This is a genomic window from Bradyrhizobium sp. 191 (assembly GCF_023100985.1).
In the GTDB taxonomy this organism is placed as follows: Bacteria; Pseudomonadota; Alphaproteobacteria; order Rhizobiales; family Xanthobacteraceae; genus Bradyrhizobium; species Bradyrhizobium diversitatis.
Window position 1 is genome coordinate 5,088,464 of the sequence record NZ_CP064692.1, and the last position, 20,831, is coordinate 5,109,294.

The 20,831-nt window shown below is 64.9% G+C and carries 23 protein-coding genes and 1 tRNA gene; 7 read left to right on the forward strand and 17 right to left on the reverse strand.

Annotated elements, in window-relative coordinates:
- Positions 1-56: 56 nt before the first annotated feature.
- The 6 genes from argB to rpmH all read right to left on the reverse strand — a co-directional run bounded on the left by argB (position 57) and on the right by rpmH (position 4,768).
- On the reverse strand, positions 57-944 hold the full coding sequence (gene argB, locus IVB23_RS23595) for an acetylglutamate kinase (RefSeq protein ID WP_028176345.1): 888 nt from the start codon (positions 942-944) through the stop codon (positions 57-59).
- Between the two features lie 237 nt (positions 945-1,181).
- Positions 1,182-1,544: a DUF423 domain-containing protein gene (locus IVB23_RS23600; protein WP_247800224.1), complete on the reverse strand. Its 363-nt coding sequence runs from the start codon at positions 1,542-1,544 to the stop codon at positions 1,182-1,184.
- Complete coding sequence (yihA, locus tag IVB23_RS23605) at positions 1,544-2,197, reverse strand: ribosome biogenesis GTP-binding protein YihA/YsxC (RefSeq protein ID WP_061879590.1); 654 nt, start codon at positions 2,195-2,197, stop codon at positions 1,544-1,546. The genes IVB23_RS23600 and yihA overlap by 1 nt, the downstream gene beginning before the upstream one ends.
- 155 nt (positions 2,198-2,352) lie before the next feature.
- Positions 2,353-4,203, reverse strand: coding sequence for a membrane protein insertase YidC (yidC, locus tag IVB23_RS23610; RefSeq protein ID WP_247800225.1), 1,851 nt, complete (start codon positions 4,201-4,203; stop codon positions 2,353-2,355).
- A gap of 16 nt (positions 4,204-4,219) precedes the next feature.
- Positions 4,220-4,606 carry a ribonuclease P protein component gene (gene rnpA, locus IVB23_RS23615; protein ID WP_061879588.1) on the reverse strand — a complete coding sequence of 129 codons (387 nt, stop codon included), beginning with the start codon at positions 4,604-4,606 and terminating at the stop codon, positions 4,220-4,222.
- A gap of 27 nt (positions 4,607-4,633) precedes the next feature.
- Entirely contained in the window at positions 4,634-4,768 is a 135-nt protein-coding gene (rpmH, locus tag IVB23_RS23620) for a 50S ribosomal protein L34 (RefSeq protein ID WP_008542748.1), read from the reverse strand.
- Between the two features lie 349 nt (positions 4,769-5,117).
- Here rpmH and IVB23_RS23625 point away from each other — a divergent pair, with 349 nt between their 5' ends.
- The gene (locus IVB23_RS23625) at positions 5,118-6,617 is read left to right on the forward strand and encodes a HAMP domain-containing sensor histidine kinase (protein ID WP_197966498.1); all 1,500 of its coding nucleotides are present in this window, start codon (positions 5,118-5,120) and stop codon (positions 6,615-6,617) included.
- A gap of 316 nt (positions 6,618-6,933) precedes the next feature.
- A tRNA-Arg gene (locus IVB23_RS23630) sits at positions 6,934-7,010 on the forward strand.
- Between the two features lie 116 nt (positions 7,011-7,126).
- On the opposite strand, the gene IVB23_RS23635 is transcribed toward IVB23_RS23630, so the two are convergent.
- From IVB23_RS23635 to IVB23_RS23660, 6 genes are read right to left on the reverse strand one after another with little or no spacing between them, the layout of a single operon-like run.
- Positions 7,127-7,936, reverse strand: a complete 810-nt coding sequence (locus IVB23_RS23635) for an ABC transporter ATP-binding protein (protein WP_197966499.1) — start codon at positions 7,934-7,936, stop codon at positions 7,127-7,129.
- A complete protein-coding gene (gene rutD, locus IVB23_RS23640; RefSeq protein ID WP_247800227.1) occupies positions 7,933-8,724 on the reverse strand; it encodes a pyrimidine utilization protein D in 792 nt (263 codons plus the stop codon). Before rutD ends, IVB23_RS23635 begins: the two co-directional genes overlap by 4 nt.
- Before the next feature lie 32 nt (positions 8,725-8,756).
- The gene (locus IVB23_RS23645; RefSeq protein ID WP_247800228.1) at positions 8,757-9,554 is read right to left on the reverse strand and encodes an ABC transporter permease; all 798 of its coding nucleotides are present in this window, start codon (positions 9,552-9,554) and stop codon (positions 8,757-8,759) included.
- Between the two features lies 1 nt (position 9,555).
- On the reverse strand, positions 9,556-9,942 hold the full coding sequence (rutC, locus tag IVB23_RS23650; RefSeq protein ID WP_061879585.1) for a pyrimidine utilization protein C: 387 nt from the start codon (positions 9,940-9,942) through the stop codon (positions 9,556-9,558).
- Entirely contained in the window at positions 9,939-10,673 is a 735-nt protein-coding gene (gene rutB / locus IVB23_RS23655; protein WP_245312043.1) for a pyrimidine utilization protein B, read from the reverse strand. The genes rutC and rutB overlap by 4 nt, the downstream gene beginning before the upstream one ends.
- A 5-nt stretch (positions 10,674-10,678) precedes the next feature.
- Complete coding sequence (locus IVB23_RS23660) at positions 10,679-11,689, reverse strand: ABC transporter substrate-binding protein (RefSeq protein ID WP_061879583.1); 1,011 nt, start codon at positions 11,687-11,689, stop codon at positions 10,679-10,681.
- A gap of 142 nt (positions 11,690-11,831) precedes the next feature.
- Here IVB23_RS23660 and IVB23_RS23665 point away from each other — a divergent pair, with 142 nt between their 5' ends.
- A complete protein-coding gene (locus tag IVB23_RS23665) occupies positions 11,832-12,749 on the forward strand; it encodes a LysR family transcriptional regulator (RefSeq protein ID WP_247800229.1) in 918 nt (305 codons plus the stop codon).
- A 272-nt stretch (positions 12,750-13,021) separates the two neighbouring features.
- Positions 13,022-13,378 carry a 6-carboxytetrahydropterin synthase QueD gene (queD, locus tag IVB23_RS23670; RefSeq protein WP_061879714.1) on the forward strand — a complete coding sequence of 119 codons (357 nt, stop codon included), beginning with the start codon at positions 13,022-13,024 and terminating at the stop codon, positions 13,376-13,378.
- Positions 13,379-13,392: 14 nt separating this feature from the next.
- Here the strand turns inward: queD and IVB23_RS23675 are convergent, their stop codons facing one another.
- The gene (locus IVB23_RS23675; RefSeq protein WP_061879581.1) at positions 13,393-14,169 is read right to left on the reverse strand and encodes a helix-turn-helix domain-containing protein; all 777 of its coding nucleotides are present in this window, start codon (positions 14,167-14,169) and stop codon (positions 13,393-13,395) included.
- 185 nt (positions 14,170-14,354) lie between these two features.
- On the opposite strand from IVB23_RS23675, the gene IVB23_RS23680 reads away from it, so the two are divergent.
- From IVB23_RS23680 to IVB23_RS23690, 3 genes are read left to right on the forward strand one after another with little or no spacing between them, the layout of a single operon-like run.
- A complete protein-coding gene (locus tag IVB23_RS23680; protein WP_247800231.1) occupies positions 14,355-15,146 on the forward strand; it encodes an enoyl-CoA hydratase/isomerase family protein in 792 nt (263 codons plus the stop codon).
- A gap of 3 nt (positions 15,147-15,149) precedes the next feature.
- On the forward strand, positions 15,150-17,237 hold the full coding sequence (locus tag IVB23_RS23685) for an acetate--CoA ligase family protein (RefSeq protein ID WP_197966503.1): 2,088 nt from the start codon (positions 15,150-15,152) through the stop codon (positions 17,235-17,237).
- Positions 17,238-17,259: 22 nt separating this feature from the next.
- Positions 17,260-18,285 (forward strand): tripartite tricarboxylate transporter substrate binding protein, encoded by a 1,026-nt coding sequence (locus IVB23_RS23690; RefSeq protein ID WP_247800232.1) that lies wholly within the window; start codon positions 17,260-17,262, stop codon positions 18,283-18,285.
- A gap of 52 nt (positions 18,286-18,337) precedes the next feature.
- On the opposite strand, the gene IVB23_RS23695 is transcribed toward IVB23_RS23690, so the two are convergent.
- The 4 genes from IVB23_RS23695 to IVB23_RS23710 all read right to left on the reverse strand — a co-directional run bounded on the left by IVB23_RS23695 (position 18,338) and on the right by IVB23_RS23710 (position 20,797).
- Positions 18,338-19,126: a phytanoyl-CoA dioxygenase family protein gene (locus tag IVB23_RS23695; protein ID WP_247800233.1), complete on the reverse strand. Its 789-nt coding sequence runs from the start codon at positions 19,124-19,126 to the stop codon at positions 18,338-18,340.
- Between the two features lie 240 nt (positions 19,127-19,366).
- Positions 19,367-19,744 carry a BA14K family protein gene (locus IVB23_RS23700; RefSeq protein WP_247800234.1) on the reverse strand — a complete coding sequence of 126 codons (378 nt, stop codon included), beginning with the start codon at positions 19,742-19,744 and terminating at the stop codon, positions 19,367-19,369.
- Between the two features lie 143 nt (positions 19,745-19,887).
- Positions 19,888-20,301, reverse strand: a complete 414-nt coding sequence (gene rnk, locus IVB23_RS23705; protein WP_061879578.1) for a nucleoside diphosphate kinase regulator — start codon at positions 20,299-20,301, stop codon at positions 19,888-19,890.
- Positions 20,302-20,311: 10 nt separating this feature from the next.
- On the reverse strand, positions 20,312-20,797 hold the full coding sequence (locus tag IVB23_RS23710; protein ID WP_061879710.1) for a GreA/GreB family elongation factor: 486 nt from the start codon (positions 20,795-20,797) through the stop codon (positions 20,312-20,314).
- Positions 20,798-20,831: the final 34 nt, after the last annotated feature.

Below are 20,831 nucleotides of genomic sequence, written 5' to 3' on the forward strand. Positions count from 1 at the left end.
CTGCCGCGCAGGCGGGACAAGCCCGGCCATGACGGCTCCCTTGGTCCGCTCCCGCCTCACTTGTGGATCAGCGTGCCCGTGCCCTGGTTGGTGAAGAGCTCGAGCAGCACCGCGTGTGGCATCTTGCCATCGATGATGACGACGCCCTGCACGCCCTGCTCCAGCGCGTAGATGCAGGTCTCCACCTTCGGGATCATGCCGCCCGAGATGGTGCCGTCGGCGATCAGCTTTCGCGCGTCCTTGACCGAGAGCTGCGGGATCAGCTTCTTCGACTTGTCGAGCACCCCCGGCACGTCGGTGAGCAGCAGCAGGCGCTTGGCCTTCAGCGCGCCCGCGACGGCGCCCGCAAAGGTGTCGGCGTTGATGTTCAGCGTCTGGCCGTCCTGCGAGGTCGCGAGCGGCGCCAGTACCGGGATCAGCTCGTAGCCGATCAGCTGGTTGAGCAGCGTGAGGTCGACCTTCTCCGGGTCGCCGACGAAACCGAGATCGATCGCCTTCTCGATGTTCGAGCCCGGATCGACGATGGTGCGCGTCGTCTTCGACGCCTTCACCATGTTGCCGTCCTTGCCTGACAGCCCGACGGCCTTGCCGCCCGCTTCGTTGATGTAGCCGACGATCTGCTTGTTGACGGAGCCGGCCAGCACCATCTCGACGATCTCGATGGTCGCGGCATCGGTGATGCGCAGGCCGGCGGCGAATTCCGACACGATGCCGAGGCGCTTGAGCATGGTCGCGATCTGCGGGCCGCCGCCATGCACCACCACCGGATTGATCGCAGTCTGCTCCAAGAGCACGATGTCGCGGGCAAAGTTCTTCGCGGTTGCCTCGTCGCCCATGGCATGGCCGCCATATTTGATGACGATGGTTTCCTCGTCATATTGCTGCATGTGCGGCAGCGCTTCGGACAGGATGCGGGCCTGGTCGAGCGGAGAGATGTCGGTCATGTCGCGGTCTCGCTGGCGGGACGGTCGGTGCGCGTTCTATCCGATTGCCGGGCGCGGCGCAAAGTGTGCGTTCTTGCCCTCTCCCCTTGTGGGAGAGGGTGGATCGCCGCGCAACGGCGAGACGGGTGAGGGGTCCTCTCCGCGAGTGACGCTATCGCAGCGGTGGATGCGGAGAGAACCCCTCATCCGGCGCTTCGCGCCACCTTCTCCCACAAGGGAGAAGGAAGAAAGTAGGACCTATTTCTTCACCACCGCCGCCAGCGTCACCGCGAGCCAGCTTGCAATCATCACCGTCCCGCCGGTCGGTGCCGCCATCGGAAACAGCGAATGGCCCGCAAACTGCCGCAAGGTGAGGTCGCCCGCGAACAGCACGGCGCCGATCACGAAGCCGAACGCCGCAACGAGTCCAATTCCGCCATGCAGAAGGCCGCGCGCGAGCAGCGCGCCGGCGGCGAGTATCGCCGTTGCATGAAACAGCAGCATCGCGCTCGCCGATGCCAGCCGGCTCGCATCGGCACCATGGGCGGAGGCCGCGGCCAGCGCGACGCCGGCGGCGCCCATCAATCCGGCAAGCCCGATCAGGAGGCGATGGGCCACCATTACTTGCTCCGCTCTTCCAACAGCTTCGCCATCGCGGCGCGCAAGCTCTCCATGCCGGTCGAGCTGCGTGAGGAGGTCGCGAGCACGGTCGGAAACGCGGCCGGGTGCTTGGCCAGCGCAGCCTCGGTCTCGGCGATGCGCGCCTGCAGCTCGGCGGCCTTCACCTGGTCTGTCTTGGTCAGCACGATCTGGTAGCTGACGGCGGAACGGTCGAGCGTCCCAAGCACGTCGAGATCGACGTCCTTGAGGCCGTGCCGCGCGTCGACCAGCACATAGACGCGCGCCAGCGAGGCGCGGCCAAGCAGGAATTTGTGGATCAGCTCGGTCCAGGACGCGACCTGGCTCTTCGGCGCCTTGGCATAGCCGTAGCCGGGCATGTCGACGAGGCGCAGGTCGCTTTTCCCGGGCACCTCGAAGAAGATCAGCTCCTGGGTGCGGCCCGGCGTATGCGAGGTCCGCGCCAGGCCGTTGCGCCCCGTCAGCGCGTTGATCAGGCTGGACTTGCCGACATTGGAGCGGCCGGCAAAGGCGATCTCCAGCCCCGCCATCGGCGGCAGCGTGGCGATCGAGGGCGAGGCCCAGATGAACTGCCAGTCGCGGGCAAACAGCTTTCGCCCGGCTTCGATCAGCTTCGCATCTTTGTCATCGGTCATGCGAAGCCTCTATCCTTTCGTCATGGCCGGGCTTGTCCCGGCCATCCACGTCTTGTTACTGGGCGAGCTTCCAAAACGTGGATGCCCGGGACGAGCCCGGGCATGACGATGTGGAGGCTCTTGCGCCCGCATGACGGGGCGCGATCGTGAGGGACCTACGTCGCCTTCCGCGCGAACGTCGCCTTGAGATTGTCGAACAGCTCCACCTTCACGCCGTTGCGGCGCATGATGTAGCTCTGCTGGATCACCGAGAGCAGATTGTTCCAGGCCCAGTAGATCACGAGGCCCGCCGGGAAGCCCGCCAGCATGAAGGTGAAGATCAGCGGCATCCAGTTGAAGATGAGCTGCTGCGTCGGATCCGGCGGCGTCGGGTTCAGCTTCATCTGGAACCACATCGTGATGCCCATGATGATCGGCCAGATGCCGAGCGCGAGGTAATGGCCGAACACGGGAATCGTGGTCGGATCGAACGGGAGCAGCCCGAAAAGGTTGAACAAATTGGTCGGATCCGGCGCCGAGAGGTCCTTGATCCAGCCGTAGAACGGCGCGTGCCGCATCTCGATGGTGACGAACAGCACCTTGTAGAGCGAGAAGAACACCGGGATCTGGATCAGCACGGGAAGACAGCCGGCGACCGGATTGATCTTCTCCTTGCGGTAGATCTCCATCATCTCCTGCTGCTGCTTCACCTTGTCGTCGGGATAGCGCTCCTTCAGCGCCAGAAGCTGCGGCTGGATCGACTTCATTTTCGCCATCGAGGCGTAGGATTTGTTCGCCAGCGGGAAGAACAGCAGCTTCACGATCACGGTGACGAGCAGGATCGAGATGCCGAAATTGCCGAAGAAGCGGAAGAAGAAGTCGAGGCCGAGGAACATCGGCTTGGTGAGGAAGTAGAACCAGCCCCAGTCGATCAGCAGATCGAAATGGTTGAGGCCGAGCTCCTTGTTGTAGCCGCCGAGCCCGGCGAACGGGAACACGCCGACGACGCCGGCTTCCTTGGCGCCGGCGAACAGCCGCGCGTTTGCCGTGCCGGTGCCGCCGATGGGGACGGTGACGGGATCGAGCAGGTAGTCGGTCTGGTAGGTGTGGACGTTGCCGACCGGGTTCGACGAGAAGCGCGCTTGGAGCTGGGCATTGGTGTCCGGCAGCAGCGCCGAGGCCCAGTACTTGTCGGTGATGCCGAGCCAGCCATTGGTGGCCTTGAAGTTCACCGCCTTGGCTTCGTCGATCTTCTTGTAGGCGTATTCCTGCAGGCCGTGGTCGCCGAGATAGCCGATCAGGCCTTCATGCAGGATGTAATAGCCCGACACCTGCGGCGCGCCGTGGCGCGAGATCAGCGCGAACGGATAGAGCGTGACCGGCGCGTTGCCGACATTGCTCACCTCGTCCTTGACGGTGAAGAGATAATGGTCGTCGACCGCAATGGTGCGGCGGAAGGTGAGGCCCTCGCCGTTGTCCCACTTCAGCACCACCGGCGTCGTCGGCGTCAGGCTGCCGCTGCCGTCCTGCTGCCAGACGGTCTGGGCATCGGGCATCTTCGCCGTCACGCCCGTCGCCGCCACCCAGCCGAACTCGGCGTAGTAGGGCTCCGCCGTGCCCGAGGGCGAATAGAGGACGATCGGCGGCGACTTCGGGTCGACCGTCTCGCGGAATTGCACCAGCGCGATGTCGTCGATCCGGCCGCCCTTCAGCGAGATGCTGCCGGCGATGCGCGGGGTCTCGATCTTCACGCGCGGGCCGGCTGCAATGGCGGCCTCGCGGGCGACGACCGGCTGACCCTGCTGGCCCACGCCCGGTGTCGCCGGCTGGGTCACGCTGCCCGGCTGCGGCGCGGTGCCGGGAGTCGCCGAGGCCGTCGGCTGCGGCGTGGATTTCTGAAGCTCGGTCTGCGCCTGCTGCTGGGCGCGCTGCTTCTCCATCTGCGGCACGTTGTAGAAATACTGCCAGGCGATCAGCACAAGGCCGGACAGAATGACGGCGAGGATGGTATTGCGATTATCGGTCATCTCGAATGTCTCGTCATCAATCCGGTTTGCGGCTGGCAGCGGGAGCGGGGCCGGGCCTCTGGCCGCGCGCTTTGGCCGTATGCCGCGCGGGCTTCGTGAACGCTATGCGCAGATCGTCGAGCATGGTGGCGAAGTCGCGCGAGAGCGCGTCCCTTCGTCCGACTAGCACATAGTCATGATGAGGCTGCATCGACACCGGGTCGAGCCGCTTCACCAATTCGCGAAGCCGGCGCCGGATGCGATTGCGCTCGGGGGCGTTGCCGTTCTTTTTGGTGACGGTGAAGCCGATCCGGATCGGACCAAAGTCATCGCGGCGACGGCTTTGCAGGACGAACGCGGGACTATTCACCCGCGCGCCATTGGCAACGGCGAGGAAATCCGCCCGCTGCCTCAGCCGATCCATGATGAAATCCCAAAAAGGGGGTCCGGCTCAGGCGCTCAGACGCTTGCGGCCGCGGGCGCGGCGGGCGGCGAGGACCTTGCGACCGCCGGCAGTGGCGAGGCGGGCGCGGAAGCCGTGACGGCGCTTGCGCACCAGTTTGCTGGGTTGATAAGTCCGCTTCACGGGTTTTTCTCCGCTGACCGGGCAATTTGCCTGTAGAATTGATGGTAAAGTCCGGAAGATGCGGCCCAAAACGGGCCCTTTCCGGCCCTTAGAGAGCCGCTCCCGGTGTCGCACCGGGTCATCGCGGACAATTCGCGCGGCTTATAAGGGAGCGTCTTCTCTTCGTCAACGCCGCACAAGCGCGCGATTCCGGTGAATATCGCTGTTTGTGCGGGGTTTTTAACCCTTGAGGTGGCGACTCGCGATATCAGCACTTACATCCCACCTTGGTAGATTAGCGATCCGTAATTTGACCGGACTCCGGGCGGGCCGCATCCTCCATCCGCCAAGGCCAACAGGGGCGAATTTCGTGGTAGCCACAGATCGCCAGCCGATCCAGGATCTGGATCAGCCGGAGCAGCCGGCGATGCGCCCCCGCGGGACGCGCGGGCTCGGGCTGTCTGGCAAGCTGCTGCTGCTGACCATTCCCCTGGTGATGATCGCCGCGGTGCTGCTCTACGTGCCGGCCATCGCCAATTTCTGGGTCAACCGGCTGAACGACCGCGTTGCGGCGGCCAATACGGCGGCGCTGGTGCTGGATGCTGCGCCGCTCGGCATGGTTCCCGATTCGCTGTCGCGCCAGATCCTGAAAAGCATCAATGCCCGTGCCGTCGCCATCAAGATGGGCCAGCAGCGCCGTCTGCTCGCCAGCGACAACATCCCGTCCGCCCTCGAGCATGACATCGACCTGCGCGACATGACGGCCTGGGAGGCGATCACCGGCTCGTTCCGGATGATGCTGGAGACCGGGAACCAGGCCATCCGCATCGTCGGACCCGGGGTCGGCAATGCCCAGTTCATCGAGATCGTCACCGACGAGCTGCCGCTGCGGCAGCAGATGTACCGCTTCTCCCGCAACCTCGTGGTGGTCGCGCTGATCATCGCGGTGCTGACGGCGGGCCTCGTCTATCTCGCGCTCCATTATCTCTTCGTGCGGCCGATGCGGCGGCTGACGGCGAGCCTGGTCGGCTTCCATGAGAACCCGGAGAGTTCGGCCGGGATCATCGTGCCGAGCCAGCGCAGCGATGAGATCGGGGTGGCCGAGCGCGAATTGTCGGACATGCAGCGCGACCTGATGTCGATGCTGCATCAGAAGAGCCGGCTCGCCGCCCTCGGTCTCGCGGTTTCCAAGATCAATCACGATCTGCGCAATCTGCTGGCCTCGGCCCAGCTGCTGTCGGACCAGCTCGCCAGCGTGCCGGATCCGCGGGTGCAGCGCTTTGCGCCCAAGCTCGTGCGCTCGCTCGAGCGCGCCATCGCCTTCTGCCAGTCGACATTGTCCTATGGCCGCGCCCAGGAGGCCGCGCCCGACCGCCGCATGATCCTGATCGAGCCGGTCGTGCTCGAGGTGCGCGAGACCGCGGGGCTCGCCAACGATGCCTCGATCGCCTGGGTCGCCGCGATCGAGCGCGGGCTTGCGGTCGATGCCGATCCCGACCAGCTGTTCCGCGTCTTGCTCAACCTCGTCCGCAACGCCGCCCAGGCACTCGAAAGCCACGCGTCGGGCGAGGGCCGCGTCCAGCAGATCCGGATCATCGGGAAGCGCGAAGGCGCCGTCGCGATTATCGAGGTCTCCGACACCGGCCCCGGCGTCCCCCAGAAGACCCGGGAGCACCTGTTCGAGGCCTTCCAGACCTCCGGCCGCCCCGGCGGCAGCGGCCTTGGCCTCGCTATCGCAGCCGAGCTGGTGCGCGCCCATGGCGGCGACATCCACCTGGTCGAAGGCACCATCGGCGCCACCTTCCGGATCGTCATCCCCGATCGCCCCGTGGAACTGCTCTCCATCCGCAACGAGCGGCAGAGGGCGTAGTCGGCCAGAGGCCGAGCGAACGAGCGGGGCGATCTCCATTCCTTCCGTCATTCCGGGACGACCCGAAGGGTCGGGTCCGGAATCCATAACCCCGGCTGGTGGTTATGGATTCTCAGGTGCGCAATTGCGCACCATAGCTCGCGACTTCGTCGCGCCCCGGAATGACGAACAGAGGTGCGGAAATGCCCTAAAATACCGGCGAGCCGGACCTTGCCAATCGGGACAAGAGCGGTTAGTCAGAGCGCTCTTTCGCACTCCTCCCGGTCCTCCGGGAGCTGCGTCGCGGGTCATGCCCGCTATCGCTGTTTGCGAAGATGCGCCCGTAGCTCAGCTGGATAGAGCATCAGACTACGAATCTGAGGGTCGGACGTTCGAATCGTTCCGGGCGCGCCATTTTCGGCCATTCAGTGCAGAACAGCGTACAATTCCTCGCGCTGAGCCTTTTGCCCATTGAAGGCCACACCGTTCAGGGCCCGAGTGGCCCGGCCCGACATAGGGGTAGGCTCGCCTCACGCGACGCCGGCAGGCTTCTCCAGGTCGGCCCAGATCTCAGCAAAATAGTGCTGGAACGCTGTATCGGTGCGCAGCGCGGCGGGATCGCGGCCCTCCCGCGGCAACTCGATCACGTGTAGCGCGCGCACCGTGGCGGGCCGTGCGCTCAGCACCAGCACGCGGTCGGCCATGGCGATGGCTTCGCCGATATCGTGAGTGACGAGGATCGCGCTCTTGCCGCGCTCGGCGATGATGCGGGAGACGTCGGCCTGCATCAGCAGGCGCGTCTGGAAGTCGAGCGCCGAGAACGGCTCGTCGAGCAGGATCACTTCGGGATCGAAGGCGAGCGTGCGCATGATGGCGACGCGTTGGCGCATGCCGCCGGAGAGCGCCGCGGGCTTGGCCTGTTCGAAGCCGGCGAGGCCATAGGTCTTGATCAGCCCCAGTGCGATCTCGCGCGCGCGCGACTTCGGCGTTTTGCGGATCTCCAGCCCCAGCATGACGTTGTCGAGCACGCTGCGCCACGGCAGCAGCAGATCCTTCTGCAGCATGTAGCCGACATGGCCCGCGGCATCGTCGACGCGGCGGCCACCGACCTCGACATGGCCTCGGGTCGGCCGCAGCAGGCCGGCGATGGCGTTGAACAGCGTGGACTTGCCGCAGCCGGAGGGGCCGACGATCGCGAGCGTCTCGCCGCGGCGCAGCTCGAAATCCACCTTGCGGATCGCCTCGACCGGACGGCCGGTGCCTTCGAAGGTGACGCCGACATTCTCGGCGCGCAGCACGATCGGCTCCGAGCCTGCAATATTCTGCGCGAGCGCGTTCATCGGTCCACCTCCCTGCAGAAGTCGAGCAGCGTGTCGTTGAAGATATTCGGTGTGACCACGCTGAAGGCATGCGCCCCCCAACCCACCTCGTGCACGCGCGCGCCGGGAATGGAAGCGGCGAGTTCGCGGGTGAGATAGGCCGGCACCAGCGCGTCGTCCTTTGCGGACGACAGCAGCGTAGGTACGTTGATCTCCTTGAGGCGCCGGCCGCCCTCGAATGCCAGGAACATGTCGATGCGCTGGTTCATCGTCGCGACGGCGGGGAAGTGTTTCAGGATGCGTTCTTCCTCCGCGTCGAGATGGGCGATGTTCTCGGAGATCCATTGCGGCGGATAGAGGAACAGCGGCTGCGCGCGCACATAGGCTTGCGGTCCGGACTGGTTGAGCAGCGCTTTCCGGATCTCGAAGCAGCGCCGCAGGAACGGATCGGCGCGGCCCCAGCCGTTGACGATGGTGAGGCTGCGCAGGCGTTTCGGCTGACGCAGCGCCAGCTCGATGCCGACAATGCCGCCGATGGCGTGGCCGACGACATGCGCGGCATCGACGTTTGCATGGTCGAGCACGCTGGCGATGTCGTCGGCCATGCCGGCGATGCTGCGATCGCTTCGTGCGCTGCGGCCGGTGCCGACGTGATCGTAGAGAATGACCTGATGGCGCTCGGTGAGCGCATCCAGCTGCGGCGCCCAGAACGAGCCGCTGCCGCCCATGCCGGCCGAGAGCAAAACCGGCGTACCGTGCCCGTGAACTTCGTAATAGATCTCGGCATCCTTGCTGCGTGCAAAAGCCATGACGTCCCAGCTATTGAGTGATGAGTTTCGGATCAGGACAGCAGGCGCCGCTCGATCAGGTCGATCGCGGCGTACATCAGCAGCGCCACCGCCATCAGCGCCGCGATGCCCACCCACACCGCGTTGAGGTCGTAGAGCACGCCGGCATAGTAGATCATGTAACCGAGGCCCTCTTTCGAGGCGATGTACTCGCCGACGACGGCGCCGATCAGGGCAAAGCCGACATTGAGGCGGAAGGCCGCGACGATCCACGGCATCGCGCCGGGCACGATCACGCTGCGCCAGGTCTTCCAGCGCGAAGCGCCGAGCGAGCGCAGCAGCTTGACGAGATCGGCGTCGACCTCCTTGGCGCCCTGGAGTGCGGTGATGACCGCGACGATGAAGGTGATGATCGCCGCGATCGCGATCTTCGAGGAGAGGCCGATGCCGAACCAGACGATGATCAGCGGTGCCAGCGCGATTTTCGGCAGGCCGTTGAGCGCGATCAGGTACGGCCGCAGCACCGCCGCGCCGGTCGGGAACAGCCATAGCGACAATCCCGCAGCGCTGCCGAGCACCGTGCCGATCAGGAAACCGGCGATGGCTTCCCATGCGGTGAGCCCGGCGTCGCGTAGCAACTCGCCACTGGCGATGAGCTTGCCCGCCTTCGCGATGATGCCGCTCGGCTGGCCGTAGAGATAGACGGCGATGAAGCCGAGGCGGATCGCAAGCTCCCACGCCGCCAGCAGTGCGACCAATAGTGCGATTTGGAGCAGCGCGATCCGGGCTGCGGTGGGCAGCTTGAACCGCGCGCCCGTCACTGCGGCCTGGCCTGCATCGAGCACGGCCACCTCACGCCCTCTTGTGCGCGATCGAGGCGATCTCGACGAGGCAGGCGGGCTTCACGAGGCCGCACTGGATGCAGTATCGCGCCGGCTTCTCGCCGGGAAAATATTCGGCATAGACCTTGTTGACCGCCGCATAGTTCGCCCAGTCGGTGATGAAGATCGAGTTGAAGGTGACGTCGGCGAGGCTCGCGCCTGCCGCCTCCAGTACGCGCTTGATGGTCTCGAGGATATGCCGGGTCTGGCCGGCGGCATCCCCTTCATGGACGACGTCGTTGTTCGAATCGAACGCCAGCGTGCCCGAGACGTAGATGACGTTGTCGGCCATCATGCCCGGCGAGTACGGGGCGATGGGCGCGTGGGTGCCCGGCGGAATGATGGCGCGGTCGGTCATGGCGTATCCTCTTTTGCTGGAGCGGCTTCGGTCTGGGCAAAGGCGCGGCGGAAATCGCTCGCGGACGAGACCCAGCCGAAGAAGGTCTCGATGTTGAAGATTGAGGCTTTCTGGATGTAGTCGGGACCGGCCTGGTGCGTTGCGTCCTCCAGCATCACGCCGAAATATTCGAGATGGAAGCCGTCGCGCAGCGTCGATTCCACGCAGACATTGGTGGCGATGCCGCAGAACACGAGGTTGCGGATGCCGCGGGCGCGCAAAATGCTGTCGAACTGGCTGTTGAAAAAGCCGCTATAGCGCGTCTTCGGCACCACGATGTCGCCGGGCTTGGGCTGCAGCTCGTCGACCAGCGCATAGTCCCAGCCGCCCTTGGCGAGGAGCCTGCCTTGCAGCTCGGGCCGTTTGCGCATCGTCTTCAGCGCATTCGACTTGTGCCAGTTCGGCGAGCCCGGCCCACCGGCCTCGACATAGTCGGCGTCCCAGCCGTTCTGGAAGAAGATCACGGGAACGCCGGCCCCCCGCGCGACCGCCACCACGTCCTGGATCGCCGTGATCGCGGCCTTGGCGCCGGAGATGTCGAAGCCGGCGAGGTCGAGATAGCCGTTCGGCGAGGCATAGGCGTTCTGCATGTCGACGACGACCACGGCCGTCTCGTCGACCGCGAGCCGGAGCGGCTCGGGCCGCGCCGGGAGCGTGACAAAGCGCTGCTCGCGCGCGTCGGAGGTGTTCACGATCATCACGCGAGACCGAACTGCCTGGTCGCCTGCTCGGCGAAGCGGTTATCGACCATCTGCGTATAGGGGAGTGCGGATTGCACTGCGCCGCCGCCTTGTTCGAGCCGCATCGCGCGGTCCCATTCGTCGGCGGAGATGGTCGGGTTGCGCGGGATCGCGGTCTTCGAGCCGAAGAAGTTCTTCGTTGCGCTGGCGACGACAGATGGTGTGACCTTCGGGAAGTACTTTTCGGCGACCTCGGTGAAAACAGCGTTGTTCTCGTGCATCAGCTTCTGCGCTTCTGCGATCGCATTGCAAAAGCCTTGGATGGCGGCCGGGTTGCTCGCGATCGTCTCTTCCGTCGCCATCGCGGTGGTAAAGCAGAGCGATCCCAGCGCATCGGCAAAGGACAGCACCGGCACGAGGCCGAACTGCTCGGCGGCGATGCTGACGTCCCATTCGAAGGCGGTAGCGATGTCGGCGCGGCCGTCCTTCACCGCGGCGGCCTGCGCGCCCGGCGGCAGTTCGAGGAACGTGACGCCGGCCTCCTTCGGATCGAGCTTACCGATGGTCTTGATCGCATAGGTCGGCACCTGGATCGTCGAAGAGGGGAATTTCAGCGTCGCGATGGTCTTGCCGCGGAGATCCTCGATCGTCCTGATCTTGCTGTCGGGTTTCGCAATGCCCCACATCGACACGCCGCCGACGATCTTGGCGATGTTCTTGATCTTGCCGCCCTCGCGCACTGCATTCACCGACATGCCCGGGCTGGTCACCCCGATTTGGCCGCGCCCTGAAAGCAGAATCGGCACCGGCAGCGCGATGCCGCCGGCGGTGGAGAGGTCGGCATCGAGGCCATGCTTGGCGAACAGTCCCTTGTCAGCCGCGACGTAAAGCGAGTTGTACATGCCGAGCCGCAGCGCTTCGGTGATTGCCACTTTGCCGGCTGCGAAGGTCGGGGTGGAGAGGCCGGCCAGCGGCGCCGTTGCCGCGCCCAGCAGCGAGTATTTCATGAGGTCGCGTCGGTTGATCACGTCCCAATCCTTTTGCTTGTTGGAACAGTGGGTTAGTTCCCATTGTGCCCAATTTCTGATCGTTCCCGGTCTTCGCACAAAATCCTTGCACTGGAGATTTTCATTAGCAATTGGGAATAGAGAGATATATTTATAAGCAAACATGATAGATCAGCTCGACCTGAAGCAGCTCCGCGTTTTCGTCCGCGTTGTCGAGACCGGCAGCTTCAGCGCCGCGGCACGGTCGCTCGGCATGTCGCAATCCGCTGTCAGCCAGTTGGTGCGCCAGCTGGAAGACGGCCTGCGCGTGCGGCTGCTCGACCGCACCACGCGAAGGCTTCAGCTCAGCAAGGTCGGCGCGGACTTCATGCCGGGCATTCAGCGCCTGCTCGCCGATCTCGATCGACAGCTTCAGGATCTGCGCGATTTGCGCGAACATCGCCGCGGTCACGTCACGGTGGCCTGCGTGCCGTCGGTCGCGCTGCGGCTGATGCCGCGCGTGCTCGCCGCGTTCCAGCGCGAACATCCGATGGTCGCGGTGACGTTGAAGGAGATCTCGCGGCATCAGATCTTCGCTGCGCTGCGCGGCGGCGACGTCGATCTTGGCATTGCCAACGTCCCGGGCGACGATCCCGAGCTCGATGCTTCACGACTGCTCGTCGACAATTTCGCGCTGGTGATGCGCCGCGACCATCCGCTCGCCGCGCGGGACGCCGTAAGCTGGGCGGAAGCCTCGAAGGCCGGCCTCGTCGTGATGGCATCGGGCACCGGAATCCGGCTCGAGATCGAGCGCGGCGTCGCCGATCTCGGTCAGGGCATGCCGATCCACGAGGCCGAGCATCCGGCGACGCTGCTGGCGCTGGTCGAGGCCGGCGTCGGCGTCGCACCGTTGCCGAGTCTCGCTTGGCCCGAGGCCAGCCATCCCGTGCTCACCTGGCGCAAGCTGGTCGCGCCCGTGATCGAGCGCGAGCTCTATCTGATCTGGCGCATCGGCCGCGATCTCTCGCCTGCCGCGCGCGCGCTCCAGCGCGGCATTCTTTCCGGGGCTCAGGAGATTTGCGAGCGTACGGTCTCCGGCTGATGACAGTCACGAACAACATCGGTCGACGCTCTTCCTTCCTCCACGGTAACCGTCGAATCCAAAGAGGTTGAAAAGCCGAACGCTTATGTGCTTAGTCCTTTCTGACGGTGACGAGTCGATGCAAAATCAATGATTTAGCCTCAGATCGCGTGTCTGAGGGGCGGACGTTCGGATCGTTCCGGGTGCGCCATTCTTCGACGGAAGGTCAGGCAAGGCAGCATCTGGTCGCCAGACCGGGCCGAGACCGGATGGTCACGCCGTGTGAGGAGCTGATGAGGATATCGCAGGCGTTCAAATTCGAGGCGGCGCATCGGCTGCCAAACGTGCCCGAGACGCACCGGTGCAGCCGGCTGCATGGCCATTCCTATCGGGTCGAGGTCCAGCTGGACGGTCCCGTAGACCCGCACACCGGCTTCGTTGCGGACTTCTTCGATATCGAAAAGTGCTTCGCCGACATCATGGGCACGCTGGACCACCAATGCCTGAACGAGGTCGAAGGCCTCGAGAACCCGACCGCCGAGAATATCGCGGTCTGGATCTGGGATCGGTTGAAGCCGGGCCTTGCGCAGCTGTCAGCGGTCCGGGTCTATGAAACGGCGGACTGCTGGGCCGAATATCAGGGGCGGTGACGACGGCCCTTGTTTCAACGTCCCGCCAGCACCTCCTTGCACTTCGCCGCGAAGGCGTTGAGGTAAGCGCCGAGTTCGCTCGCCAGCGCATCGGACCGGTCAACGTTCTGCAGGCTCATGTTGAGTGCGTAGACCGGCAACCCGTCGAGCACGATCGGCGTCGCGACGGCGAGCACGGCGGGTTGCCACGACACGGCGCAATAGCCGCCGCGTTCGACGGCGCTGATCGATCTCCTGACCTCTGCGAGCAGCGCTCTGGTGGCCGCCGCGCTGCGCCGCTTGAATAGTTTCAGCAATCGCTCGCGCTCGCTCTCGGCAAGGCCGGCGAGGTAAGCGCGACCCAGCGACGTCAACTCCATCGGGACCTGCTGGCCGGCGACCACGTTGCGCAGCGCCGCGCGCGGGCTGTAGCGGATCGACTCCAAATACACCATCATGGTTCGATCCGCGGTAGCCAACCCGACGTTCAGCCGGCGTTTCGCCGATTCGGCCCGCATCATCGGTCCGATCGCGTTGAGCACCGGTGATCCCGTCCGCATCGCGTGGCCGATGCTGATGACGGACGCCGCAAGCCGGTAGGTCCGTTCGGTGCGGATCTCGTCGAGCATCCCGGAATTGACGAGCGTTCGCGTCAGCCGGCTGACCGTCGATCGCGGCAAGCCGCATCGCTCCGCGATCTCGCCGTTGCCCAGCGTGTCGATGCCGGGCCGGAACGCCCGGAGGATCTCGATGCCCCGTTCGAGCGACCGGTTGCCATCGACCCCGCCCGCATATCTGCGCATCTGCGCCATCTCCCACCTCCGCGGCCATTTCCACTAAGTGAAATTAAGGGGGTGTTCCGGCGGGAGCAAGCCGCTATCAGCTTGGGCAAGAAGAATGCCCGGCCGCGCTGGGGCTCGACGAGGAAACCGCACGGCCCGAACAGACATTCGCGATGCGTCGCGGTGATCATCCGACGCCGACCAAGGAGCCTGCTATGTCCCATCAGCTCATCGAATTCTCCGTCGAGGCCGGTGTCGCGACGATCGCCTTCAACCGCCCGGAACGGCGCAATGCGATGAGCGATGAGATGCGCGCCGAGTTCACCGGCGCACTCGAAACCGTCGTTCGCGACAAGGCGATCAAGGCTCTGGTGCTGACCGGGCGCGGCAACGCCTTCTGTGCCGGCGGCGACATCAGCGGAATGAAGCGCCGGCTCGAGGCGCCGCAGGGCGAAGTCGCATTCAACGGCTGGAGCCGTCAGCAGGGCGTGCATCACGTGCAGTCGTTGCTGCTGGGCCTGCCGAAGCCGACGATCGCCGCCGTCAACGGCGCCGCGGCGGGCCTCGGTGCGGATACCGCGCTGGCCTGCGACTTCGTCATGGGCACGGAACGCTCGAAATTCACCTGGTCCTACATCAAGCGCGGTTTGATACCCGACGGCGGCGGGCTGTATTTCCTGCCGCGTCGGGTCGGCCTTCCCAAGGCCAAGGAGCTGATCTTCACCGGCCGCCTCGTCGAGGCCGACGAAGCGCTCGCGCTCGGCATCGTCGATCGCAAGGTGGACTCGGCCGAGCTCCTGCCGGCCGCGCAGGCCTGGGCGGCCGAACTGGCTGAGGGATCTCCCACCGCGCTGGCGCTGAGCAAGAAGATCCTGAATGAGACGTTCGAGCATTCCGCGCACGACATCTTCAATCTCGGCAGCCAGGCGCAGGCCATTTGCTATACCAGCGCGGAGCATCGCGATGCGGTGACGGCGTTCCTCGCGCAATCCGCATCGAAGGATTGAGCGATGGATGCGATCGAACGCCTGATCCGGCCGCGCAGCATCGCCGTCATCGGTGCTTCCGCCGACCCGAGCAAGACCTCGGGGCGACCGGTGTCCTATCTCCAGAAGCATGGCTTCGCGGGTGCGATCTATCCCGTCAATCCCAAGGTCGGAGGGATCGGCGGTCTGACCTGCTACCCCGACGTTGCTGCGCTGCCCGATGTGCCTGACGTCGGCCTCGTTCTGCTCGGCGCCGAACGTGCGCACATCGCGGTGCGTGAATTGTCAGAGCGCGGGGCGGCCGCGGCGATCGTTCTTGCCAGTGGCTTCACCGAAACCGGGGCTGAAGGCGCCGCGCGCCAGCAGCAGCTCCTGCAAGCCGCCGGCTCGATGCGGATCCTCGGGCCGAATACGATCGGCCTCGTCAATCTCACCGATAACATCGTGTTGTCGGCGTCGGGCGCCCTGGCGATGGATGACTTCCCGGCGGGATCCATCGGATTGGTTTCGCAAAGCGGCGGCATCCTCGGATCCCTGCTGTCGCGCGCCGCGGCGCGCGGGATCGGGCTGTCCAAGCTGGTGTCGACCAGCAACGAAGCCGATCTCGAGCTCTCCGACTTCATCGACTTCCTCGCCGATGACGATGCGACCAGGGTCATTGCGCTCTATATCGAGGCGATCCGCAATCCGCTTCGTTTTCGCGAGTCGGTCCTTCGGGCGCGCCGCGCCGGCAAGCCCATCGTCGCCTTCAAGATCGGGCGATCGGAGGCGGGCGCACTGGCGGCCGTCTCGCACACCGGCGCGCTGGCCGGCTCCGACCGCATGTACGACGCCTTGTTCAGGCAACTCGGCGTGATCCGCGCCAGGACGTTCGAAGACCTGCTCGATATTCCCGCAGCCCTTGGCGCGGGGCGGAAGCTCTCCGGCCGGCGTGTGGCGATCCTCACCTCGACCGGCGGCGCCGGCACGATCGTGTCCGACAGTCTCGGCGTTGCCGGCTTTGCAACCCCGGCTCCCGACACTGAGACGGCCGCGCAATTGCGCGCCCTGCAGTCCGGCTCGCATGCCAATCTCGATCGCAACCCGATCGACGTGACCCTGGCCGGTCTGCAGCCGGATCTGCTGCGCGCCGCGATCCGCATCCTGCTCGCAAGTCCGTCCTACGATGCGCTGGTCGTGATTGCCGGTTCGTCGGCCGTGGGATCGCCGGCCCTGATCGCCGATGCCATCCACGATTGCCTGTCGCTGAGCGACAAGCCCGTCATTGCCTATGTCAGTCCCCACGCGCCCGAGGTGGTGTCCGTCCTCTCCCGGCGCGGTGTCCCCGCCTACACCTCCGCCGAGAGCTGTGCTGCGGCGCTCGACGGGCTTTTGCGCGCCGGAATGCCGGAACAGGTCCAGACATCCACCTCGCCCCTGACGGCGGCCGACATCAGCGACGTCCCGGCTGGAGCGCTCGACGAAGCACAGGCCAAGGCGCTGTTCGCCCGCTTTGGGATTTCTGTCGCGGCAGAGAAGGTGGTCGCAATGGCGAGCGAAGCGGAGCAGGCGGCGCGTGATCTCGGTGGCCGGGTCGTGCTCAAGATTCTCTCGCGCGAGATCGCGCACAAGAGCGACGTCGGCGGCGTCGCGATCAACCTGACCGCCGAGACGATCGGCGACCGCTTGACGGCGATGGCAGATGAGGTCCAGTCCAGGACCGGACAGCGGCCCGACCAATTCCTGGTTCAGGAGATGATTTCAGGCGGCGTCGAAATCATACTCGGAATGCATCGCGATGCCCTGGGAACGGCGATCCTCCTCGGAATGGGCGGCGTTGCGGCCGAGCTGTTCAAGGACACGACGATGCGTCTGCTTCCGCCGGAAGGCGGTCTCGGTCTGTCCGAGGCTCGAGCGATGGCGCGCAATCTCGTGACCTGGCCGTTGCTGGACGGTTTTCGGGGCCGGCCGAAATGCGATGTCGAAGCGCTCGCGGAAGCGGTCGTCGCGTTCTCGCGCATGGTCGCGCAACTCGGTGATCGTCTCGCGGAGGCCGAGATCAATCCGGTGTTCGTGCTGCCGGCGGGCCTGGGCGTGAGGGCGGCAGACGGATTGGTTGTTCTCAATGTCTGAACAAAGTGGGATGGAGCTGCAGATGGCGAGTAGCGGAATCATCAATCACGATGGCGCGCGCGGAAAGGATGTCGCCGTGCGGCGACGGCTCGATCTCGCCATCCTCACCTGTGCGGTCGTCGCGGCGCTCGCAGTGACGCCGGCGCGCGCCGATTATCCGGAAAAAATCGTCAAGATCGTTGTGCCCTTCGCGGCCGGCGGCGGGACCGACATCATCGCGCGTACCACAGCGCAGGAAATCCAGACGGACCTCGGCAAGTCCGTCATCATCGAGAACAAGCCGGGCGCCGGGACCATCATCGGAACCCAGACGGTGGCGACGAGTGAGCCCGACGGTTATTCGCTGCTGATGGCGACTTTCGCGCACGCGGTCAATCCGAGCCTGTACAACAAGCTGCCGTTCGATCCGCACAAGGATTTCGCGGCGATCTCGCTGATCGCGCGATCCTTCAACATCGTCGTCGTCAACCCGGCATCCAAGTTCAACTCGATCTCCGACTTGATCACCGAAGCGAAGGCCAATCCCGGCAAGCTCAATTTCGGGACGTTCGGCACCGGCACCTCGGCCCATCTCGCGGGCGAGCTGTTCAATGCGATGGCGAAGGTCAAGATGACGGCGGTGCCCTACAAGGGCGCGGCGCCCGCGATTAGCGATCTCCTGGGTGGACAGATCGACGTGATGTTCACCACCGTGGCTAGCGCGGCCTCGCTGGTGGCCGCGGGTCAGCTCCGGGCGCTGGCCGTCACGTCCGCCGAGCGTTCGGCGGCGTTTCCGCAATTGCCCACGGTCGCCGAGGCCGGAGTGCCCGGCTATGCCGCCGAGTCCTGGTACGGCTTGTACGCCCCGGCCGGGACGCCAGCTCCGGTGATTGCGCGTCTGAATCAGGCGATCGCCAAGGCGGTTCAGTCCGGTGCCTTCAAGAAGCTGGAGGCGAACGAAGGCCTCATCATGGTCGGCAGCCCCCCGGAAGAGCTCGATCGCTATGTCGGCCGGGAGGAGGAGCGCTGGCGCAAGCTGATCAAGGACGCGAACATCGAAGTGCAATAGTTATCCGGGACGTCCGAAGCGCAATGCTCCAGCGGTCCCGAACGTTGTCCGACTAGGCCAGCCCGCAGGCCCGCCGGATCGCGGTCTGAACCGGCGAAGGCGGCAACGCCGGATCAAATTCGCCCTTCGGCAACAGCGGAGGCTGTGCCATGAAGCGCGGCCGTTTCCCGCGATGAGGTTGCGCGGCGTGAACCAGGAACGGATGGCACAGATAGACGCTGCCTGCCGCGCCGGTCGCCAGTTCAACCTCGCAATCCGCCGTCGAGGCGTAGTTCTCCGCAGAGAGCTGCCGGAGCGTCGCGCCTGTCTCGCCGTAGGGCAGCAGCTCCCGCGCGATTGCTGCGTGCGAGCCTTTCCGGATCCTCGTGGGTGCATCGTCCGGGCCAACATCCGAGAACAGGAAGAGCATCAGCAATGCGCGTCCCCTGCTCTTCACATTGGCACGCCATTCCATGAAATCCGGATCGGTGGTGCCGAAGCTCATGTCCACGTGCCAGCCATCATCACCAGGGGATTCAGCCGAGGGAAAGCGGATCGGAAAGGTCCCGAGGCCGCTCGGCGCGAGCCAGCGCCCTTCGCCCACGACTTGATCGTAGGCTCGGTGCAGGGGCGGCGTATTCGCGGCTTCAATGAAGGGGGGCGAAGCCTTGGACCCCACCCGGACGACGGGCTGCGTCCAGTTTTCGGGGTGGTCCGGCGACAGACCAATATCCGCCCACAGCTCGTCCCTGCATTGCTCTGCAAGCCGGGTGCTGAAGGCATTCTCGATCTTGACGAAACCGTCGTTGATGAAGTTCTGGACCTGACGGGGCATCAGTCCAACCTGTTCGGTCTTGGGCATTGCACATTCTCCGCTCGGCCACCGCATCAAGCGCAGCCGATTTGATCCGATTGGCGCAGATGCGCCGGAACGACTTTCTGCCGTTCAGATCAGCGGGAAGAATGTGGACGTGAACATCATGATCGAAACGTATAGCGCGGCGGAGCGCGGAATCAAGACACGTCCGCCGCTGGGCGAGTGCATGCCGAGTGTCGGCAGCCTCTCGCTGTGCGATGAGGCTGCCGCAAGCTCATGCGCGCGTCACGGGCAAGGGTGGCGCAGACCGTCGTTGCCCAGATAGGTCCCCGAGCCGGGATCGTAGGAGCGATAGCGCTGCGCACAGTAGGAGGCGGCATTGGATTGAGCCTGGCTGTTGGCGATTGCGCCGCCGATGATCGCGCCCGCTGCGAGGCCACCGAGTACGGCTGCGCCGGTGCCGTAATGGCCGTGATGGTGCCTGTGGCCGTAGCCATGCCTATATCCGTATCCATGTCCGTACCCATGCCGGTACTGCACCTGCTGCACGCCTGAGTCGGGACCGGGATTGCCGATCGGCAGCGGTGCCGCGAGCACCGGCGAGGCCGTCGAGAGCATCGCTCCGGCAGCCGCAAGGACGACGAAAGTCTTACGCATTGTCATGTCGCGCTCCATTTTTGCTGAGGATGCAACGGCGGCCTACCCGCTAAGTTCCGTCGACGCGGAGCCAACAAGGTGCTGGCTGCGAGTTTCGGAACACTCTGCAGAACGACGCGGCTGTCTGTCCTCGCCCACTTGCATATCTCTCATTCGGAGACGGCGAGAACGGTCAGCCCCCTGGTGCGTTTGTCGGGCGTTTCAAATTCGATCGACTGTCCGACTGACAGGCCGATCAGGGCCGCTCCGACAGGCGTCAGGATCGAGATCCGACTGAGTTCGATGTCGGCTTCATGCGGATAGACCAGCGCGATCTTCCGGCTCGCCCCCGTCTCGTCATCGCGATAGGTCACCTCGGAGCCCATCCTGACCACGCCGCGCAAATCGTTCTCTTCTGTGACCGTCGCGCGTTCCAGTTCGCGAGCCAGAAACTGAGCGACACGCGGGAACAGATCCATGGTCGAATTCGCCAGCGAACCGAGACGTCGCGATTCGTCTTCTGCAATCTTGATTGGCGGCAACGCCGGCTTTTCTCGCCGAATCTCGGCTTCGAAGTTGCGCATTCGATTTCTCCTATGCTGCAGTTGGTCCGGGATCGTCGTCGAGCGGCTTGCTGCGCCGACGCGCTTGGAGGAATGGGACCACGTTTGGACTCGGCTGGGTGACTTTCTGGACCCTGACGACGTTCAGGCTGCCGGCGACGAAGTATGGCATTTGATCTCCGACCTGCAGTCCGATCAAAGCTGCTCCCAACGGCGACAGGACCGAAATACGGGCGAGGTCAGACCGACACTCCTCCGGCCAGACCACTTGCACGGTGCGACGCGGAACGTCCCCATTCGTGCAATAGGTGACCCATGATCCGACGACCACGAGCGAACGGACGGCGTCCCTGTCGTCCGGCACGATGTCGGCGCGATTGATCTCACCCAAGAGGAAGATCCCGTCCAGATCACCCTTTCGGGCGGCAATGCGAGCAAGTTGTTCGAGCCGCGGATAGTCCGATCCGATGAGCGCGATGGTTGGAAGAGGCAGCACGGCACACTCCTTCTGCTTCAATACGATCTCGCAGGTGGAGATCACGAAAGCTGGA

Excerpts from the sequence above, each read along its gene's own strand:
- argB (WP_028176345.1), bottom strand. The coding sequence starts at position 944 with ATGACCGACATCTCTCCGCTCGACCAGGCCCGCATCCTGTCCGAAGCG.
- IVB23_RS23600 (WP_247800224.1), bottom strand. The coding sequence starts at position 1,544 with ATGGTGGCCCATCGCCTCCTGATCGGGCTTGCCGGATTGATGGGCGCC.
- yihA (WP_061879590.1), bottom strand. The coding sequence starts at position 2,197 with ATGACCGATGACAAAGATGCGAAGCTGATCGAAGCCGGGCGAAAGCTG.
- yidC (WP_247800225.1), bottom strand. The coding sequence starts at position 4,203 with ATGACCGATAATCGCAATACCATCCTCGCCGTCATTCTGTCCGGCCTT.
- rnpA (WP_061879588.1), bottom strand. The coding sequence starts at position 4,606 with ATGGATCGGCTGAGGCAGCGGGCGGATTTCCTCGCCGTTGCCAATGGC.
- IVB23_RS23635 (WP_197966499.1), bottom strand. The coding sequence starts at position 7,936 with ATGAACGCGCTCGCGCAGAATATTGCAGGCTCGGAGCCGATCGTGCTG.
- rutD (WP_247800227.1), bottom strand. The coding sequence starts at position 8,724 with ATGGCTTTTGCACGCAGCAAGGATGCCGAGATCTATTACGAAGTTCAC.
- rutC (WP_061879585.1), bottom strand. The coding sequence starts at position 9,942 with ATGACCGACCGCGCCATCATTCCGCCGGGCACCCACGCGCCCATCGCC.
- IVB23_RS23665 (WP_247800229.1), top strand. The coding sequence starts at position 11,832 with ATGATAGATCAGCTCGACCTGAAGCAGCTCCGCGTTTTCGTCCGCGTT.
- queD (WP_061879714.1), top strand. The coding sequence starts at position 13,022 with ATGAGGATATCGCAGGCGTTCAAATTCGAGGCGGCGCATCGGCTGCCA.
- IVB23_RS23675 (WP_061879581.1), bottom strand. The coding sequence starts at position 14,169 with ATGGCGCAGATGCGCAGATATGCGGGCGGGGTCGATGGCAACCGGTCG.
- IVB23_RS23680 (WP_247800231.1), top strand. The coding sequence starts at position 14,355 with ATGTCCCATCAGCTCATCGAATTCTCCGTCGAGGCCGGTGTCGCGACG.
- IVB23_RS23685 (WP_197966503.1), top strand. The coding sequence starts at position 15,150 with ATGGATGCGATCGAACGCCTGATCCGGCCGCGCAGCATCGCCGTCATC.
- IVB23_RS23690 (WP_247800232.1), top strand. The coding sequence starts at position 17,260 with ATGGCGAGTAGCGGAATCATCAATCACGATGGCGCGCGCGGAAAGGAT.
- IVB23_RS23695 (WP_247800233.1), bottom strand. The coding sequence starts at position 19,126 with ATGCCCAAGACCGAACAGGTTGGACTGATGCCCCGTCAGGTCCAGAAC.
- IVB23_RS23700 (WP_247800234.1), bottom strand. The coding sequence starts at position 19,744 with ATGACAATGCGTAAGACTTTCGTCGTCCTTGCGGCTGCCGGAGCGATG.
- rnk (WP_061879578.1), bottom strand. The coding sequence starts at position 20,301 with ATGCGCAACTTCGAAGCCGAGATTCGGCGAGAAAAGCCGGCGTTGCCG.